Origin of the sequence: Enterobacter cloacae complex sp. P18RS (assembly GCF_014982105.1) — a bacterium.
GTDB classification, from domain to species: Bacteria; Pseudomonadota; Gammaproteobacteria; order Enterobacterales; family Enterobacteriaceae; genus Enterobacter; species Enterobacter hormaechei_C.
Genome location: NZ_JADCKV010000002.1, coordinates 263,790 through 281,730, shown reverse-complemented (window position 1 = coordinate 281,730; position 17,941 = coordinate 263,790). Strand labels below are relative to the sequence as shown.

Annotated in this window: 14 protein-coding genes and 1 pseudogene; 6 read left to right on the top strand and 9 right to left on the bottom strand. The window is 53.8% G+C overall.

The genetic code is table 11. The features are described 5' to 3' along the window. Positions 1 to 2 precede the first annotated feature (2 nt). Genes INF61_RS01435 through INF61_RS01425 form a run of 3 tightly spaced genes read right to left on the bottom strand, consistent with a single transcriptional unit; the run spans position 3 to position 5,108 of the window. Positions 3 to 2,120 carry a hypothetical protein gene (locus INF61_RS01435; RefSeq protein ID WP_017384059.1) on the bottom strand — a complete coding sequence of 706 codons (2,118 nt, stop codon included), beginning with the start codon at positions 2,118 to 2,120 and terminating at the stop codon, positions 3 to 5. Further along, positions 2,108 to 3,874, bottom strand: coding sequence for a hypothetical protein (locus tag INF61_RS01430; protein ID WP_007897920.1), 1,767 nt, complete (start codon positions 3,872 to 3,874; stop codon positions 2,108 to 2,110). Before INF61_RS01430 ends, INF61_RS01435 begins: the two co-directional genes overlap by 13 nt. Further along, complete coding sequence (locus tag INF61_RS01425; protein ID WP_007897923.1) at positions 3,861 to 5,108, bottom strand: site-specific integrase; 1,248 nt, start codon at positions 5,106 to 5,108, stop codon at positions 3,861 to 3,863. Before INF61_RS01425 ends, INF61_RS01430 begins: the two co-directional genes overlap by 14 nt. Before the next feature lie 613 nt (positions 5,109 to 5,721). On the opposite strand from INF61_RS01425, the gene INF61_RS01420 reads away from it, so the two are divergent. Beyond that, positions 5,722 to 6,357, top strand: coding sequence for a hypothetical protein (locus tag INF61_RS01420; protein WP_193547467.1), 636 nt, complete (start codon positions 5,722 to 5,724; stop codon positions 6,355 to 6,357). Between the two features lie 135 nt (positions 6,358 to 6,492). Here INF61_RS01420 and INF61_RS01415 read toward each other — a convergent pair. The 5 genes and pseudogenes from INF61_RS01415 to INF61_RS01395 all read right to left on the bottom strand — a co-directional run. After that, a pseudogene (locus INF61_RS01415) lies at positions 6,493 to 7,668 on the bottom strand (YgiQ family radical SAM protein); the annotation flags it as partial. 130 nt (positions 7,669 to 7,798) lie between these two features. Next, positions 7,799 to 9,211 carry a cell division protein FtsP gene (gene ftsP / locus INF61_RS01410; RefSeq protein WP_017384056.1) on the bottom strand — a complete coding sequence of 471 codons (1,413 nt, stop codon included), beginning with the start codon at positions 9,209 to 9,211 and terminating at the stop codon, positions 7,799 to 7,801. Positions 9,212 to 9,272: 61 nt separating this feature from the next. Next, a complete protein-coding gene (gene plsC / locus INF61_RS01405) occupies positions 9,273 to 10,010 on the bottom strand; it encodes a 1-acylglycerol-3-phosphate O-acyltransferase (RefSeq protein ID WP_003862497.1) in 738 nt (245 codons plus the stop codon). A 163-nt stretch (positions 10,011 to 10,173) separates the two neighbouring features. Beyond that, positions 10,174 to 12,432 (bottom strand): DNA topoisomerase IV subunit A, encoded by a 2,259-nt coding sequence (parC, locus tag INF61_RS01400; protein ID WP_045341636.1) that lies wholly within the window; start codon positions 12,430 to 12,432, stop codon positions 10,174 to 10,176. Positions 12,433 to 12,550: 118 nt separating this feature from the next. Next, positions 12,551 to 12,952: a YgiW/YdeI family stress tolerance OB fold protein gene (locus INF61_RS01395; protein ID WP_032649546.1), complete on the bottom strand. Its 402-nt coding sequence runs from the start codon at positions 12,950 to 12,952 to the stop codon at positions 12,551 to 12,553. 139 nt (positions 12,953 to 13,091) lie between these two features. On the opposite strand from INF61_RS01395, the gene qseB reads away from it, so the two are divergent. The 5 genes from qseB (at position 13,092) to lysM (ending at position 16,720) form a co-directional block, all read left to right on the top strand. Then, positions 13,092 to 13,751: a quorum sensing response regulator transcription factor QseB gene (gene qseB / locus INF61_RS01390; protein ID WP_017692662.1), complete on the top strand. Its 660-nt coding sequence runs from the start codon at positions 13,092 to 13,094 to the stop codon at positions 13,749 to 13,751. Further along, entirely contained in the window at positions 13,748 to 15,112 is a 1,365-nt protein-coding gene (gene qseC / locus INF61_RS01385) for a quorum sensing histidine kinase QseC (RefSeq protein ID WP_045906820.1), read from the top strand. The genes qseB and qseC overlap by 4 nt, the downstream gene beginning before the upstream one ends. Positions 15,113 to 15,201: 89 nt before the next feature. Beyond that, positions 15,202 to 15,783 (top strand): NAD(P)H-dependent oxidoreductase, encoded by a 582-nt coding sequence (locus tag INF61_RS01380; protein WP_015571876.1) that lies wholly within the window; start codon positions 15,202 to 15,204, stop codon positions 15,781 to 15,783. Between the two features lie 30 nt (positions 15,784 to 15,813). Next, entirely contained in the window at positions 15,814 to 16,128 is a 315-nt protein-coding gene (locus tag INF61_RS01375) for a putative quinol monooxygenase (protein ID WP_063135374.1), read from the top strand. 151 nt (positions 16,129 to 16,279) lie between these two features. Then, positions 16,280 to 16,720 (top strand): peptidoglycan-binding protein LysM, encoded by a 441-nt coding sequence (gene lysM / locus INF61_RS01370; protein ID WP_014885249.1) that lies wholly within the window; start codon positions 16,280 to 16,282, stop codon positions 16,718 to 16,720. Between the two features lie 32 nt (positions 16,721 to 16,752). Here the strand turns inward: lysM and INF61_RS01365 are convergent, their stop codons facing one another. Beyond that, positions 16,753 to 17,940, bottom strand: coding sequence for a glycoside hydrolase family 88 protein (locus INF61_RS01365; protein ID WP_032103344.1), 1,188 nt, complete (start codon positions 17,938 to 17,940; stop codon positions 16,753 to 16,755). Between the last annotated feature and the right edge of the window lies 1 nt (position 17,941).

Below are 17,941 nucleotides of genomic sequence, written 5' to 3'. Positions count from 1 at the left end.
CTCTATTCATCCTTTTCAAAAAAGCGGACAGCATCTGCATAAAAATCTCTCTCAAGCATCAGAAAATCCCTGTCAGCCTGAGGAGCATTATTTCGCACGGCAATCTCCAGAAGGTTGTCATAATGAGCCATCCTGCGTTTCCACACGGGAACAGAATCAGCTCCGGCCAGCATGTTCTCACATCCCGGATTGCAGGACGCTGACTGAACAACCGCCTTAAACTCGCAGTCATGGCCATTCATGCAATAAAAACCGTTTCCAAGAGATACCAGTTTTTGCCCGCCTCGTTTAGCCATGCTCATCGCTTTTTTCAGTGTAGGAAACGTCATCTGATGTAAGTGCCCACCTCTCTGGGACATCAGTAACTTCCCGCCTTCGCCATAAAGCAGGCCTTCATGCTGATAAGAAACAGCCCTGGAAGCTGAGAGTTCGGTATCAACCCTTTCAATCTCGGCAGCGAATGCCTGAGGGATCGCCCGGCTAAAATGCGAAGCGTTGAGTGCACCGGACATATACCACTCCGTCATGCCTCTGATTAAGTGCTTAAACTGCCGGATAAGATCATTAGTAGAAATCAGATCAAGACGCCTGAGGTGTACAGCAAGTGAACGGCGAAACTGATGGGTTCGCAATGGCCAGAAAGCCCCCTCCCGAATCTCCATCGCAACGCGTTCATCATCACGTATGTTTGGATTTAAAAGCCTGAACTCATCAATATGGTCACGTCGGATGAACAGATGGTGTCTTTTCACAAATTTCTTTGCCCACTCAGTCTGGCGCTGCGTCCCCATAAAAGAGAGTTTTTGCTCCGAGAACCACGACCTGATATTTAAAGACAATGGAACATTGTCCAGCGTCTTCCCGTCCAGGCCTGTCATGATTTGATTAATTCTGCGTAAATGCTGAAAAGGCTTTTCCACATAGCGACAAACAACCCAGTCTTCGTGACTTCCACCTTCCGGGGCGAACTTATGCAACACCGAACGAAGTCCCAGGATATCACCATCATAAATCAGTGAACCGTGCATCACGCCAAGCACTTCGCTGTGTCTCATCCCCGACATGGCCTGTATCACATTCATGACTTTTAACGTCAGCTCAAAATGCCAGGTGTTCAGCTTTATGTGATCAACGCCAATAAAATCAGATCTCCAGCGCTTATTTTTATGTACCGAGAACCAGCCCTGCATCCCGGGGCCAAGTGTCGCGAAAAGCGCCCGAATTTCCCCGGCAACAATATTGTAGTAATACGCGGCCCGGTAATCCGGTATGCTTTTTGCTGTCCCTCTTTTACGGGCTTCCAGCATCGACGTATAGTAAGGCGAATCATAAAAACCGTTTATGATAGCGCACAGCCGGGAAAACCCGTCAAAATCGAAATCACTGATTTCAGCATCCAGTTCAGTAATCAGCCCTTCCCAGACAGACATCATAAGACTGAAAGGCATACAATATGTCTGGTTTGAATCATCCACACTGTTGTAACTGTCGAAGCTAATATCAGGAAAGTAACCGTATTTTCGAAGACGGGTATGACCTGTCAGCGAGATATCCGCCAGGTCCATAAAGTAATTACGTAATGTTCTTTCAGAACGCTTCCTGCCGTGCTCATCCTCCTCCTTCATCTTTACAATGAAAGCATTCCGGACAAGCGGAAAACGAAGCTGAAACAGACTGCGATACCCCATAGACTCAATAATACGGGCTCCCGCCACAATGTTTGCACATTTCCGGATCAGTGACTGCGTCTTCGCGGTCCTGCCGACAATCCAGAGCAGGCTGGCTGAGATGATTTTGGCTTCAAGACGCAGTTCAGGATCCCGTATGCCTGAAAAATTAACGGTTCTTAACGTTTCACCAATATGGGTTCTGACATAGCGATTGGTCCAGACATCATCCCTGAAATAAATATTCAGCGTCTCCTCATTGATAAAACGCATATCATGTTCATCTGAGCTGGCGATAACCAGGCAGTTATTCAGACGTTCAAAGCTTTTGTTTTCTAGTGCCTCACAGATGATATCCTCAGTCGGAAACTCATCCCCTGAACGAAGCGGCGTTCCGGCAGGAAACTCCGCCATTCGACTACGGCTTACCTCTTTTTTCTTCAAATCTGCCATACCGGAGCCACACCTTCTCGCTGAAGTTTAACGCGCGCTTTTTTCAGGGTCGCCTCATCTACCAGCCCAAGCCGTAAATCAATCTTCAGGAGTAACGTTTCATAACGCTCCACAGCATTGACCGAACCGATGTACAACGGTTTTCCATACTCGATAGCATGCCTGAATGACAGCAGGAGCCATACAGACTCCAGCGTTTCCACAACGCAACTTTTTGAACATTCGACACAATGAGAAAAATCCGCACAAGCCTTTGGTGTCCGGCCAAATCGTTTTTGCTTTTTTATAAAGCGCAATTCAATATCTGTAGGCGGCTCCTGCGATCGACATCCCAGGCCATTCAATAAAAGATCCACACCCTCATCGCTTCCACGCAGATCGATCCCCAGCTCATCAGCAACTTTTACCCGCTCGGATAACGCACGTGTCGCAATCCCCTGATTCATAAGCGTATCAAGTGCAGCACTGAAGTTTTCCTTCGCCCCCTGTGGGTTACCTGCAGCATAATTCCGCCTGTAAGTGCCCCAGTTATGCTGTGCTTTTTCCGCCGTAATCAGACCATTCTTTAATGTTCTGTCCGTATACTGCTCAGACGTTTTGCGCAAGCCAGAAACGGTAATTGATGGAAGCGAGGGATTAAGCTGCCGCATCGTGGCCCACGCCCCCTCAGAGTTAGAAAATTTAGTCAGATGACTGGGATTAAGAGAATAAAGCTTACGGAATTTCACCTGCGGCTCACTCAGAAACAGCGCCTGTACCGGAGGGAAGTTATCTGCGGAAACCAGATAGTTAACGATGTCGTCCCTGAGCCTGATAAAAGACAGAAACCAGTAATAGCCCGCACGTTTGGTCACATACTCCGATTTACCTATCGTCAGACGTATATACTTATTCGCTCTCCCCTTATAAACATAATCAGTGCTGATACCCTTTTCATCCAGATGTATATCATCCCGCGTCAGACCCAGAACCTGAGAGGTGTTTCCCCATGTGTGGTAACAGAACAGAAAAAAAGAAGTAAGAAAGTAATTTTCCAGAACGTCCCTGATGATGATCTCTGCCCTGCTGACCCCGTTCTCTCCCGGATACCGGAAATACGCTTCATAAACAGGTGCCAGCAAAGACGGTGAGAAATGCCGCACCCCTTTTTCCGATTTAGCGATATGCTCCCGGATACATCCCGCAAGGAACTCATTCATGGATGACAACTGCCTCAGGATCTCGGAAAGTTCATTCCTGGTATAGCTATCCCTTCCCTGCTGCTGATACGTTCCTTTCGGTAAGAATTCATATTCATACCGCCTCTGAATCTGCCCGCCCGTAAGCAAAAACCGGTTGACCACGGACAAGTAGTGTCTTGCCATCCTGACTGAAATTTTTCGCCGACGAATATCGTTCATGAGATGTTTAATATACATTTCAACGCCTTCAGCCGTGCCATAGTCATACTGATTGACTGACTGCCATATAAAAAACATATTGAGATAACGGAAAATGGTTAACCTTCCGGCGGGACGGTAAGACAGAAGAAATCGTTTCAGAGAGGCAATAAAATCGCGTTTTTCAGGGCGGGCAAGATGCGAATGTTCACTAAACCATCCGGGGAGCAACACATAATCTGAAAAATGAGCCTGAAGATAAACGTCAAGTAAATAATATCGGTTCAGATCCCGCTGAGTGATGTGTCCGCTGACCGTCTCCCATGACAGCACATTTTCGGCCATCCACGTTATCTGCGTTTCACTCCGGCTCATATATGGCTCCATCGCGACCTGCAGCACCGTCAATCAATGCGTCCATGACCCCGGCGACTGCATCAGAAATCTGGTTTTGCTGAAGAAAGACGATGTATTTCATCGTCGTATTTTCGCTTTTATGGCCCATCCAGTATTTTACTGTACCCAGCGCATTTGCGGCCTGATCGGGATAGCAACTCAGTGCCGAGCGTAAAAAATGGGTCGCAAACGTTGCCCGCAAATCATGGGGTTTATGTCTGAACACATTTCCCGGAGCAGACCGGGCCAGGCGATGGCGAAAACTGTACCAGCGGGAGTAAAAGGCTTTTTCAGACATCCGTTTCCCGTTTGCCATTAAAAATAAAGGCTCGTGCCGCCCTTCCCCACCCTGTCGTGCACGCCATTTTTGGATCTTCTTTTCATACTCCTCATCCGCCAGATAATCCAGAACCTGCTCGTACAATCGTCTGGTGATGAAGAGTTCTCGCGTCATCCCAAACTTCGTATGAACTCCGCATCTCGGACCAATATGAAGCCCCCTGATGGTCAACTCAGATACAGGGACACTGGCAAGGTACTCTTCAGTAAAGAGTGACGACGGCAGGGTCAGCATTTCATCCAGCCGTAGCCCACAATTTTTCATCAGCACAATCATTAAACTGAACAACCCGGACTCAGATTTCAGTGCCTCATCCAGGATATGAACCTCTGCATCATTCAGTGGGTTGATTGTCCTTTTTGTTGTGCTGGTTATCCTGATGGCAAGATCCGAACTTATCACCTTGCGTCGCCCGTCAACGACTTTTTCGACCAACGTAAAAAATGAGCTGGCAGCCAGCTCACCACACTTGCCCAGAAATACGTAAAACCGTCGGATAACGCTGATGTACACCGCCGCGGTGGATGAGGCGATGCGCCCCTGCCTTACGGCCCCCAGAAGATACTCCCTGAAGCCATATGTAGGGCTTTGGTATTTCAACGTTCCCGGGGTGAAAGGGTCAAGTCCGTTATCCTCCAGCCACCTTATCCAGCGTAAAAATGCCCGGGCTAAAGGCTTTAAATCCCTGGCCTGCAGGATAGCTTTATCCATAAGATAAAAGTGTACATATCGGCTCAGTTTTCGATTCTGGATGCCGCTAATATAAGGTATTTCAGCATACAGAAATCCGGGTTCAAATTTCAGTTTCGGCTCTGTTGCATCCAGTTTGCTGACACGCCCATAACGCGCATGAATGTTAGTGATTATCCTCACAGTCTGTCGCCCTGAAACGCCACCTCATGCCTACACTATAAATCCGGAAGAAGAAAAAACAAACAACCAGGTTGCCGGGAGTGAATATGCAAATCAGGAGGAAAGTAAAAGATGTAACGACACCATCACGATGCAATACATTGACCTCAACACGTTACCCGGACCATACGTGATAAACATCACAAATCCTTTGAGTGAAGAACTTAAGATGTGATTTTCATTTCCCGGCACAAACCGTGCCCTTAAAAAACAGGCAACGGATACATCTTAATGCCAGAAGTAAACCTTAATTGATTGAATACAGCCTGAGTCCATTGCAAAAATAACACACAGGGTAAATTCGCATATACAGAACCCAACGAAAAGCAAAAGAAACCTGTAACACATTTCGTTTACCTGTCACTTTCAATTGTAAAAGCCAGCAGAAAAAGCGCATATAACTATATTTATCCCTGCGGGGACTTTTGTTTGTGCTATATATTTTTTACAGAGAACCGCAACGCGTCCAAACACAAGAATATATTTACCTCTGGAAAATGGTCTGACTCCCTTTCACGTGGTTGTAGTGACCTGTTCTGTGATTCATGTAATGTCTTTTCTGGATGAGGAAAATATGTCATCACTGATATTTTATACAGACGAAGCACAAGCACTGATTATAACAGATACCCTTGCCGTCACCGATAATGGGGAGCCGTTATCTTTTGTTTCCAAAGCAGGTTACATCCCCCAGCTAAGAACCATCATAGCAGGAACGGGGGCAGGTGGATTTTCTAACACCTGGTTGCTTGAAGCATCAACCAGAATGGTCGTATCAGGTATACAAAATCTCAATTATCATACATCGGCCTGTCTAAGGAGGCTGTGGAAACAATACAAGCATGACCATGCAATTCCCTCTTCTTCAACGGTGACAACCAGTGTTTATCAGTTCGCAATTTGCGAGGAAACAGGAAATATCGTTTCGTTCGCCTATCGCTCAGTCCATGATTTCGAATCAGAGCAATTACAATACGGAACAGGAGTAAAACCTGAGTGCCAAATCTTGGATGGGGATTTGTTGCAGACAATTCCTGTAATGATGAATGAACAAAGGGCTATACAGGCGACATACCCACACCCGGAACGGATCCATATTGGCGGTGAGATGATTGCGCATTATCTGACATCATCTATGTATCAATGCTTTAAGATTGGGGAATTTGAGGATTTCAGAACTCAGGGAGAGTATATATTGAGCAGGATTTAGGCAAAACGCGGTTCAGATAAAGTGCTTTTAACAGGCTTGCTGAACATTAAAAGGATATCTCTCAATTACGATGAATAGCTTGAATTCTAAAAATAGAAAAGTAGAGTTTAACTCTAAATACATAAAAACAAGAGTAAAGGAGCACCCGCCGAAGCAGCCGCGCATGATGTTGATTGAGAAACGGATCATCTCGTACGCCGGAATACGGCTGTTGCCATATGACGGATGCGGCACACGCTTGTACGGCAGAGCAAAGACGCTGTCCATCTCTTCGGTAGAGAGCGGGATCGCTGGCGGGTTAACCCAGATATAGCGCTCGCCGTGCTTTTGCATCAGCGCTCGCGCGCAGCCGGGGTTGGTTTCATGGTGTAAGATGCGCGATGCGTGGGCGTAGAGTACTTTATCGCTTTTTACTTTTTCGTAAGACGGCAGCAGCACATAGGTTTTTTCCCACGGCTTCGGACGCGGCGGCTGCACCACCACGGCCTTTGCTTCCGCTTTCTTCGGCTCAACCGGTTTGTTATCCGCGCACGGCAGATCGTCACCGTACGGATGTGGGATAGGGTCGATTTTGCCCGGCATATCGATAATGCGGGAATCCACCCCGCTCCAGCTCGGCAGCGCCTCTTTCACCATGATCGCGGTGTTGCGCACGTCGCGGATCTCGCTGACCGGTTCACCCTGCGCCAGGCGATGCGCCACTTCCACCAGCGGACGCTCGCCGTTGCCAAAGATCAGCATGTCGGCTTTCGAATCCACCAGCACCGAACGGCGCACGGTATCAGACCAGTAGTCGTAGTGTGCGGTGCGGCGCAGGCTCGCCTCGATGCCGCCCAGGATCACCGGCACGTCTTTCCATGCTTCTTTGCATCGCTGGGTGTAGACGAGGGTCGCGCGATCGGGACGTTTACCCGCCACGTTGTCAGCCGTGTAAGCGTCGTCATGGCGCAGCTTACGGTCGGCGGTATAGCGGTTGATCATCGAGTCCATGTTGCCCGCGGTCACGCCGAAGAACAGGTTAGGCTTGCCCAGACGCATAAAGTCGTCTTTGCTGTTCCAGTCAGGCTGGGAGATGATCCCCACGCGGAAGCCCTGGGCTTCAAGCATACGGCCACAGATCGCCATGCCAAAGCTCGGGTGATCGACATACGCATCGCCCGTTACCAGAATGATATCGCAGCTGTCCCAGCCCAGTTGATCCATCTCTTCCCGGGACATCGGCAGGAACGGCGCCGGTCCAAAGCAGGCTGCCCAGTACTGGGGCCAGGAGAAGAGGTCGCGATCCGGCTGGATCAGGGAAATAGCGCTCATAATGCTTCCGAAGAAAAAATAGACAAAAGGAGCGGGATTATACGCTGGTTTACCGGGGGAAATGAAGGGGTATTGTGCGGGCTGTTGCCCTCACCCCAACCCTCTCCCACAGGGAGAGGGAGAAAGCGTTTTATGGTGCCGGATTCACCAGCATCTGCCCTACCGATCCCCTGTCCATCATCTCCAGCGTCTGGCTGTGGAACAGGAACGGGAAGTGCGGCCAGGAAGGCTGGCCGTAGTAGACGAGCAGTTCGACCTGGCCATCCACCCAGACGGTATCTTTCCAGCCCCTGTCTTCCGGGAACGGCATCGCCCCGTTGACGTTGCGGATCAGGAATGACACCCCTTCAATATGGAACGACTGCGGCATCTCCGAGCGGACTGTCCAGCGCTCCCATGTTCCCTGTTGGGCGGTGATATCAATGCGGTTTACGTCCCACAGCGCACCGTTGATGCCCGGATCGTCGCCAAGGCTGATATCGCGACTGCGTACTGCCGGGCCGGTCACAATCTCCTGCGGCAGCAGGCGCATCGGCAGACTGTCGGTCACCAGCGGCAACAGGCCGGTCGGGCGCAGCGTGAGCACCAGCGTGGAGACCAGAACGCTCGACGGTTCAAAGAAGCCGCGAATACGGTCAACAATGCTTGCCGCTTCGCCGCAGGTCACGGACACTTCATCCCCGTTGGTCATATCCACGAGGATCTCACGACGTTCGCCCGGTGCGAGCGCCAGCTGTTTTACCGACACCGGCGCAGGTAATAACCCCTGATCGCCTGAAATCACGTGCAGCGCGCGGCCGTCGCTCATCTGCAACTGGTAGCGGCGCGAGTTAGAGGCATTCAGCAGACGCAGGCGCACCCAGCCACGAGACACTTCGACATACGGGCTTTGCGCGCCGTTAACCAGCAGCGTATCGCCCACAAAACCACCGCTGCCCGGCTCGCTGTACTCCGGCGTGCCGAAGTTATCCAGCCGCTTGTCCTGAATAATGATCGGGAAATCATCGACGCCGTAGTGATTCGGGATCGGCAGCGTTTTGCTGACCTCATCTTCAATCAGCCACATTCCGGCCAGGCCGTTGTAGACCTGCTGGGCGGTGCGGTTCGGGGTGTTGGCGTGATACCACAATGTCGCCGCGCTCTGACGAATCGGGAGGACGGGCGCCCAGTCGGCATTCGGCGACATCATGCGTGCCGCGCCGCCAATCAGCGGCCCCGGCACCTGCAAACCACTGACGGTCATCGCGACATTTTCCGTCGTACGGTTACTGTAGATGAGCTTAACGTCATCGCCATTCCACACGCGAATGGTCGGCCCGAGGTAGCGTCCGTTAATGCCCCATACCTGCGCGCGCGTTCCCTGGGTAAAGGACCAGTGGCTACGCTGAAGCGTGAGGAATAGCGGCTGCCCGCGACGGGATTCAATCAACGGCGGAATAGGCAGCGGCTGTTGCTGCCCGGCGGCGCTGGCTGTCCGCGGCATCGCACCCGCACAAAGGGCGATACCCGAAGCCTGAATAAACTGACGCCGACTGAGTGACATATAAGCTCCATCTGAAACGACTAACAACGCGGGAATTCGTTTTCCCTTACACGACACCGGGTCAAATCTTACCGGCGGCTTCTCGCTCTGCAACTTCTTTATCGAGCTGCGCAATATGCTGAGCCATCAGCTCGCGGCAGTGCGTGGCCAGCTCGCGCACCTGGTCTTTACCGTATTTTGAGGTATCTACCGGCGGCAGCATTTCGACAATGACCAGTCCGTTATTCAGACGGTTAAGATTAATCTTATTCGATGTATTGGAAACACACACGGGAATAATTGGAACGCCTGCCGCAATTGCAGCATGAAACGCGCCGGTCTTAAACGGCAGCAGGCCGCGACCACGGCTGCGCGTCCCTTCCGGGAACATCCAGATGGAAATCCGGCGCTTTTTAAACTGATCCACCACTTCCGCAATGGTGCCATGCGCTTTGGCGCGGTTGTTACGGTCAATCAGTAAGTTACCGGTGAGCCAGTACAGCTGACCGAAAAACGGGATCCACAGCAGGCTTTTTTTACCCACGGTTACGGTCGGCGGAAGAACAATATTTGAGGCCGTCACCATATCGTAGTTGTTCTGATGGTTAGCGATATAGATGGCGTTACCGAAATTCTCCGCCCCTTCAGGCAGACGCTTTTCAACCTTCAGGCCAAACAGCGGCGCAAGACGACCAAACATGTGGCCAAACGTCGCGACATGCTTTGGGTTACGCGGGCTGAACAGGCAATAAATCGATCCGAAAATACAGACCAGAATGCAATAAATAACGGTAAGAATGAGACGAACAATGTATAGCATAGCGACCTCTGAAGCCCTGACAGCTGACAATTATACTTCACCTGTGGCCAGGTAAGGACTTTATTACGAGCGCGTATTGTTAATCGCAACGCACGAATTAACAACGTTTTTACGGGAAATTTTATGGTAATTCCCCCTCCGGAAAGAGGGGGGATGAAACAGGTTACTCTTCGCTGTCGTCCGCTTTGCTGCGCGCCGGCGAGTCGATCTCCACGCGGTCAATTCGCTGGAGGCCGCGCATCAGTGAGCCGCGACGTCCACGCTCACCCACCACCTTCTGCAACTCTTCCGGACGCAGTTTGATTTTACGCTTGCCGACATGAATGGTCAGGGTGCTCTGCGGCGGCAGCAGGAAGAGATGCGCGAGGCCATCGACGCCTTTTGCCGCTTCCGCTGACGGGATACTGATGATCTTGTTGCCCTTCCCTTTCGACAGCTCCGGCAGATCGCTGACCGGGAACATCAGCATTCGTCCGGCAGCGGTGATCGCCAGCAGCATGTCGCTTTCGTTCTCGATGATCAGCGGCGGCATGACGTGTGCGTTATCCGGCAGGCTAATCAGCGCCTTACCAGCACGGTTACGCGACACCAGATCGTTGAAGGTACAGATAAAGCCGTAGCCCGCATCAGACGCCATCAGCAGTTTTTGATCGTCGGCCTCCATCAGCATATGGTCCACCGTGGCGCCCGGCGGCAGCGTCAGCTTGCCAGTTAGCGGTTCGCCCTGGCCGCGCGCAGACGGCAGCGTGATCGGGTCGATGGCGTAGCTGCGGCCCGTGGAGTCGATGAACGCCACCGGCTGGTTACTCTTGCCCTTCACCGCCGCCTTGAAGCTGTCACCGGATTTGTAGCTCAGACCCGGCGCGTCGATATCGTGGCCTTTGGCGCTACGTACCCAGCCGCTCTGGGAAAGCACGATGGTCACCGGCTCGGAAGGCAGCATGTCGTGCTCGTTCATCGCCTTCGCCTCTTCGCGCTCGTGCAGCGGAGAACGACGGTCGTCGCCAAAGGCGTCGGCATCGGCCTGCAACTCTTTCTTCAGCAGGGTGTTCATCTTGCGCTCGGATGCCAGAATCGCCTGAAGCTGATCGCGCTCTTTTTCCAGCTCGTTCTGCTCGCCGCGGATCTTCATCTCTTCCAGTCTGGCGAGATGGCGCAATTTCAGTTCGAGGATCGCTTCGGCCTGGGTTTCGCTGATGCCAAAGCGCGACATCAGGGCAGGCTTAGGTTCGTCCTCGGTACGAATGATCTCGATCACTTCGTCAATGTTGAGGAACGCCACCAGCAAACCTTCGAGAATATGCAGGCGCTTAAGCACTTTCTCCAGGCGATGGTTCAGACGGCGGCGCACCGTATCGCGGCGGAAGGCCAGCCATTCGGTGAGGATCTCCAGCAGGTTTTTCACCGCCGGACGACCGTCCAGACCAATCATATTCAGGTTGATGCGGTAGCTTTTTTCCAGATCGGTAGTGGCGAACAGGTGGTTCATCACCTGCTCCATGTCCACGCGGTTAGAGCGCGGCACGATCACCAGACGGGTCGGGTTTTCGTGGTCCGATTCGTCGCGCAGGTCGTCCACCATCGGCAGCTTTTTATTGCGCATCTGGGAGGCGATCTGCTCCAGCACCTTCGCACCGGACACCTGGTGCGGCAGCGCGGTGATCACCACGGCGCCATCCTCTTTATTCCACACCGCGCGCATGCGCACGGAGCCGCGGCCGTTCTGGTAGATTTTGCGGATTTCCGCACGCGAGGTGATGATCTCGGCTTCGGTCGGATAGTCCGGCCCCTGCACAATATCCAGCAGATCGTCCAGCGAGGTTTTCGGCTGCTCAATCAGGGTGATGGCGGCTTTTGCCACTTCACGCAGGTTGTGCGGCGGAATGTCCGTCGCCATGCCCACGGCGATACCGGTCGTGCCGTTCAGCAGGATGTTCGGCAGACGCGCAGGCAGCATCTTCGGCTCCTGCATCGTACCGTCGAAGTTTGGCACCCAGTCGACCGTCCCCTGCCCCAGCTCGCCCAACAGCACTTCGGCATATTTAGACAGGCGGGATTCGGTATAACGCATTGCCGCGAAGGATTTCGGATCGTCCGGCGCCCCCCAGTTCCCCTGGCCATCCACCAGCGGATAGCGATAAGAGAACGGCTGGGCCATCAGCACCATCGCTTCATAGCAGGCGCTGTCGCCGTGCGGATGGTATTTACCCAGCACGTCGCCGACGGTACGGGCGGATTTCTTAAACTTGGCGGTAGCATTCAGTCCCAGTTCGGACATCGCATAGACGATGCGGCGCTGAACGGGCTTCAGGCCATCCCCGATAAACGGCAACGCCCTGTCCATGATGACGTACATGGAGTAGTTCAGGTAGGCGTTTTCCGTGAATTCATGTAGCGCGAGGCGCTCTGCCATATCGCTCATTACGTGTGATTCCTCAACTCAGAAACCGATGGGTTTCAGGCAATATTGCCGCAGATACTACCTCATCTGGCGAGTTGAGTCACAAAGAAAAAGGGCCGCATAAGCGGCCCTTTCCGGGTTATTTGTTCAGCTTGATAACCTGCTTCACGTCGATTTCAAACTCGTTCCAGTCTTTATCGATTTTACCCTGGAGTTCGACTTTATCCTGCGGGCTGACGGTCACGCCGTTCCAGCGCTTGTGGTCGATCTCCACCACCACCGTGCCGCTCTCATCGCGGAAGGTGTAACGGTCATCGGACAGGCGCTCGGTAATGTTCCCGCGCAGCTTCACCCAGGCATCGTCCTTCAGGTCTTTCACTTTAGCCGCGGTGGTGAGGTTGGCGTTGTTATCGACAAAGCCACCCTGCTGGGTTTGCGTCTGGTTCTGTGTCGCAGATGGGCCAGAGAAGCCACCCTGTGCAGCAAAGACAGGGGCCGTGGTCATCATCATGATGGCAGCAATTGCAGCGAATTTTTTCATCTTTATCTCTCCCTTTAATGTCGTTTCACAATCCATTAAACAGGGTAAACCTTAACAACTTCTTAAGGGGAAAATTTATTTATTTTTACTGTACAGCAGGCGCTTGCAGAAGGTTTACTGACGGCATCAAGGAGGAAATATGCGCATTTTACTGGTAGAAGACGACAGGCTCATCGGCGACGGCATCAAAGCGGGCTTAAGCAAAATGGGCTTTAACGTGGACTGGTTTACCGACGGTAAAACCGGGCAGGCGGCCCTGTACACCGCGCCGTATGATGCCGTGGTGCTGGACCTGACGCTGCCAGAAATCGACGGGCTTGAGATCCTGCGCGCCTGGCGCGAAAGCGGTAAGAGCGAACCGGTGCTGATCCTGACCGCGCGGGATGCGCTGAATCAGCGCGTCGAAGGGTTACGCCTGGGGGCGGATGATTACCTGTGTAAGCCGTTCGCGCTGATTGAAGTGGCGGCCCGCCTTGAAGCGCTGGTGCGCCGCAGCCACGGGCAGGCGCGCAGCGAGCTGCGTCACGGCAAGGTCACGCTCGATCCGGCAAGCCTTGTCGCCACGCTGGAGGGCGAAACGCTGGTGCTCAAACCCAAAGAGTTCGCCCTGCTGGAGCTGCTGATGCGCAACGCGGGCCGCGTGCTGCCGCGCAAGACCATCGAGGAGAAACTCTACAACTGGGATGATGACGTCTCCAGCAACGCCGTCGAAGTCCACGTTCATCATTTACGCCGCAAGCTCGGCAGCGAATTTATCCGCACCGTGCACGGCATCGGTTATACCCTGGGTGACGCATGAAACTGACCCAACGCCTGAGCCTGAAGCTGCGCCTGACGCTCCTCTTTTTGCTGCTGTCCCTGGCGGCCTGGTTTGCCGCAAGCGTGGTGGCCTGGCACCAGACGACCGACAAGCTCGATAAGCTGTTCGATACCCAGCAGATGCTGTTTGCCAAACGGCTGCTGACGATGGACGTGGACGAACTTCGCGCCCCGGAACGCATGCGCGAGGTACCGAAAAAAGCCAAACACGGCCATCTGGACGACGATGCGCTGGCCTTCGCAATCTTCACCGCCGACGGCAGCATGGTGCTTAACGACGGCGAAAACGGGCGCGACATACCTTACCTCTACCGCCGGGACGGGTTTGATGACGGTCGGTTGCAGGATGACAACGACGAATGGCGTTTCCTGTGGCTGACTTCTCCGGACGGGAAATACCGCGTGGTGGTTGGCCAGGAGTGGGAGTACCGACAGGATATGGCGCTGGACGTGGTCAGCTCGCAGCTGACGCCGTGGCTGGTGGCGCTGCCCGTCATGCTTTTGTTGCTGATTGTTCTGCTGAGCCGGGAACTGAAACCGCTGAAAAATCTGGCGCGGACCCTGCGCTCGCGCTCGCCGGATGCGACCGATACGCTGCCCACCCACGGCGTGCCGACGGAGGTTCGCCCGCTGCTTGATGCGCTTAACCATCTTTTCGCCCGTACGCAGGAGATGATGGCCCGCGAGCGCCGCTTCACCTCGGATGCCGCCCATGAGTTGCGCAGCCCGCTGGCCGCGCTGAAGGTGCAAACCGACGTGGCGCAGCTTTCCCTGGACGATCCCGGGGCGCAGTCTAAAGCGCTGGGGCAGCTGCATGCGGGCATCGACCGCGCCTCCCGGCTGGTGGACCAGCTTCTCACCCTGTCGCGCCTGGATTCACTGGATAATCTTGATGACGTCGAACCCGTGATGATGGCCGATTTGCTGCAATCCGCGGTGCTGGATATCTGGCATCCGGCGCAGCAGGCGGGCATTGATATTCGGCTCAACGTCAACGCGCCCGAGGTGATGCGTCACGGACAGCCGCTACTGCTGAGCCTTCTGGCGCGTAACCTGCTGGACAACGCCGTTCGTTACAGCCCGCGCGGCAGCGTGGTGGACGTGACGCTGCATACCCAAAGCTTTACCGTGCGCGACAACGGCCCGGGCATTTCATCCGATGCGCTGGCGCGTCTCGGCGAGCGCTTTTATCGTCCACCGGGCCAGGACGCCACCGGCAGCGGTCTGGGGTTGTCTATCGTCAAGCGTATCGCGGCGTTACATGGGATGCGCGTCTCGCTGGGCAATGCGCCGGAAGGGGGCTTTGAGGTGACCGTCAGCTGGCAGCCATTATTGCGCTGAGCGCAAAAGACTTTGCACATTCTGCTTATTTTTCCGCTCCGTCCTCGCGCGTAGAATACCCGGCATACTCTCAGCATCGAGGACAAATAATGAGCAACATTCTGATTATCAACGGCGCGAAAGAATTTGCGCACTCTAAAGGCCAGCTCAATGACACCCTGACCGAGGTCGCGGATGGTTTCCTGCGCGACGCCGGACATGATGTTAAGGTCGTGCGCGCGGACAGCGATTACGACGTGAAGGCCGAAGTGCAGAACTTCCTGTGGGCCGACGTGGTTATCTGGCAGATGCCGGGCTGGTGGATGGGCGCACCGTGGACCGTGAAAAAATACATGGACGATGTGTTTACCGAAGGTCACGGTTCGCTGTATGCCAGCGACGGCCGCACCCGCTCAGACGCGTCTAAAAAATACGGTTCCGGCGGCCTGATTCAGGGCAAGAAATACATGCTCTCCCTGACCTGGAATGCCCCGCTAGAAGCGTTCACTGAGCAAGATCAGTTCTTCGAAGGCGTGGGCGTAGACGGCGCGTATCTGCCGTTCCACAAGGCGAATCAGTTCTTGGGTATGGAGCCGCTGCCGACCTTTATCGTCAACGACGTAATTAAAATGCCGGACGTCCCGCGCTATATCGCAGAATATCGCAAGCATCTCGCGGAAATTTTTGCTTAACTGGTAGCCTGGAATTAGAAGGAGTTAATTATGCTTACCGTTATTGCTGAAATCCGTACGCGTCCTGGCCAACATCACCGCCAGGCGGTACTGGATGAGTTCGCGAAGATCATCCCGACCGTACTGAAAGAAGAAGGCTGCCACGGCTACGCGCCGATGGTGGACGCCGCCACCAGCGCAAGCTTCCAGGCGACCGCGCCAGACTCAATCATCATGGTTGAGCAGTGGGAAACCGTCGCGCACCTTGAAGCGCATTTGCAGACCGCGCATATGAAAGCGTGGAGTGAGGCGGTAAAAGGTGACGTGCTGGATACCCATATCCGAATTCTGGAGCAAGGGGTTTAAGGTTCGTGGAATTTGCCGGGTGGCACTGCGTTTACCCGGCCTTCAACTTCCCTCCCAGGCCCGGTAAGCGTTAACGCCGCCGGGCTTTTTTTATCACCTTAACATTCAACTGCTATGCTTATTCTGACTTCATGTTTAACAGGAGGATGGAATGGGACTTTTTAACTTCGTAAAAGAAGCAGGCGAAAAGCTGTGGGATAACCTGACCGATCATAAAGGTCAGGGCGACAAAATTACCGAGCACCTCAAGAAACTCAACATTCCCGGTTCCGATAAGGTTCAGGTTAACGTCACTGACGGCAAGGCCAGCGTGACGGGCGACGGGCTGACGCAGGAGCAGAAAGAAAAAATCCAGGTCGCCGTCGGCAACATCGCGGGCGTCAGCGAAGTGGAGAACAATATCACCGCAACAGATGCCAAAGATGAAGCCACCTACTATACGGTGAAATCCGGCGATACCCTGAGCGCAATCTCTAAAACCGTGTACGGCGATGCCAACCAGTACAATAAGATTTTTGAGGCTAACCGTCCAATGCTCTCCAGCCCGGATAAGATCTATCCCGGTCAGACGCTGCGTATTCCGAAAGCGTGATCGATAAGTCGGGGGTTACCCCCCGACTGTTTTTACCAGTACAGTTTCCAGCTCTGCGTAAAACGCACCAGTGCCTCAACGTAGAAGTAATCGCCCCAGCTCGCGCACTCATCCACGCCTTTATTGCTCGCCAGGTGATACACCGAGTGCTTAAGCAGCCCGTTGCCCTTCTCTTCTTTGCCCATCAGATAGTGCTTTGTCAGCGAGGACATAATCCCTTTCGCCCATTCGAGGTAACGTTCGCGATCCGGATCTGTAACCGGCAGATGTTTCACCAGCTCCAGCAGTCCACACACCGCAATTGCCGCCGAGGAAGAATCACGCAGTGCGTCGGTGCCCACCAGCGCCAGATCCCAGTGGCAGACGTAGTCTTCCGGCAGGCGATTGAGGAAGTAGTTCGCCAGCCGTTTTGACAGGGCGATCATCGTTTCGTCGCCGGTATAGATATAGCTCAGCAGGAAACCGTAAATGCCCCAAGCCTGCCCGCGCGACCAGCAGGAGTCGTCGGCGTAGCCCTGCTGGGTGTTGCCGTAGCGCGGTGCGCCGGTTGCCACATCCATATAGTAGGTGTGGAAGGTGGAGGCATCGTCACGAATGAGGTACGTCGCGGCCTGCATGACGTGCGCTTTTGCGGCGTCGGCAAAGCGCGGATCGCCCGTCTGCTCCGTTGCCCAGTAGAGCAGCGGCAGGTTCATGTTGCAGTCGATGATCATCCGCCCGGCCTGCTCCGGATCGGAGAGATCGCCCCACGCCTGGATGATTTTCGCCTTCTCGTGGAAGCGTTCCAGCAGGGCTTCCGCCGCCAGCAGCGAGAAGCCGCGCGCCTCGCGGTTTCCGGTCAGCCGCCACGCGGCTACGCAGGAGAGCGTGTAGAGGAAGCCTAAATCGTGGGTGTTGGTGTCGTTGCGCCCGGCGATGCGCAGGCCAAACGAGCGCACGTGTTTTTCCGCCATCGCGCGGAATTTTTCCTCGCCGCTCATCTCCCATGCCAGCCACAGCTGCCCGGTCCAGAAGCTGGTGGTCCACTCCACGTTGTCAGTCAGCGGATAAAAACCGTTCTGGCAGGTTTCCGCCGGGAATTTGTCGCCGAACTCCGTTAAATGACGGCTAATCAGGTCAAGAACGTGGCTGCGCGCCGAATTCAGTTCATCGCTGAATGCGCGGGAGTCAACGGGCGCAGCGATAACAGGCAGACGTTCTTCTTTGATACGACTTAACATA

What these genes read in the sequence shown, in the direction of transcription:
- INF61_RS01435 (WP_017384059.1), bottom strand. Translation starts at nt 2,120, where the DNA reads ATGGCAGATTTGAAGAAAAAAGAGGTAAGCCGTAGTCGAATGGCGGAG.
- INF61_RS01430 (WP_007897920.1), bottom strand. Translation starts at nt 3,874, where the DNA reads ATGAGCCGGAGTGAAACGCAGATAACGTGGATGGCCGAAAATGTGCTG.
- INF61_RS01420 (WP_193547467.1), top strand. Translation starts at nt 5,722, where the DNA reads ATGTCATCACTGATATTTTATACAGACGAAGCACAAGCACTGATTATA.
- ftsP (WP_017384056.1), bottom strand. Translation starts at nt 9,211, where the DNA reads ATGTCACTCAGTCGGCGTCAGTTTATTCAGGCTTCGGGTATCGCCCTT.
- plsC (WP_003862497.1), bottom strand. Translation starts at nt 10,010, where the DNA reads ATGCTATACATTGTTCGTCTCATTCTTACCGTTATTTATTGCATTCTG.
- parC (WP_045341636.1), bottom strand. Translation starts at nt 12,432, where the DNA reads ATGAGCGATATGGCAGAGCGCCTCGCGCTACATGAATTCACGGAAAAC.
- INF61_RS01395 (WP_032649546.1), bottom strand. Translation starts at nt 12,952, where the DNA reads ATGAAAAAATTCGCTGCAATTGCTGCCATCATGATGATGACCACGGCC.
- qseB (WP_017692662.1), top strand. Translation starts at nt 13,092, where the DNA reads ATGCGCATTTTACTGGTAGAAGACGACAGGCTCATCGGCGACGGCATC.
- qseC (WP_045906820.1), top strand. Translation starts at nt 13,748, where the DNA reads ATGAAACTGACCCAACGCCTGAGCCTGAAGCTGCGCCTGACGCTCCTC.
- INF61_RS01380 (WP_015571876.1), top strand. Translation starts at nt 15,202, where the DNA reads ATGAGCAACATTCTGATTATCAACGGCGCGAAAGAATTTGCGCACTCT.
- INF61_RS01375 (WP_063135374.1), top strand. Translation starts at nt 15,814, where the DNA reads ATGCTTACCGTTATTGCTGAAATCCGTACGCGTCCTGGCCAACATCAC.
- lysM (WP_014885249.1), top strand. Translation starts at nt 16,280, where the DNA reads ATGGGACTTTTTAACTTCGTAAAAGAAGCAGGCGAAAAGCTGTGGGAT.
- INF61_RS01365 (WP_032103344.1), bottom strand. Translation starts at nt 17,940, where the DNA reads ATGTTAAGTCGTATCAAAGAAGAACGTCTGCCTGTTATCGCTGCGCCC.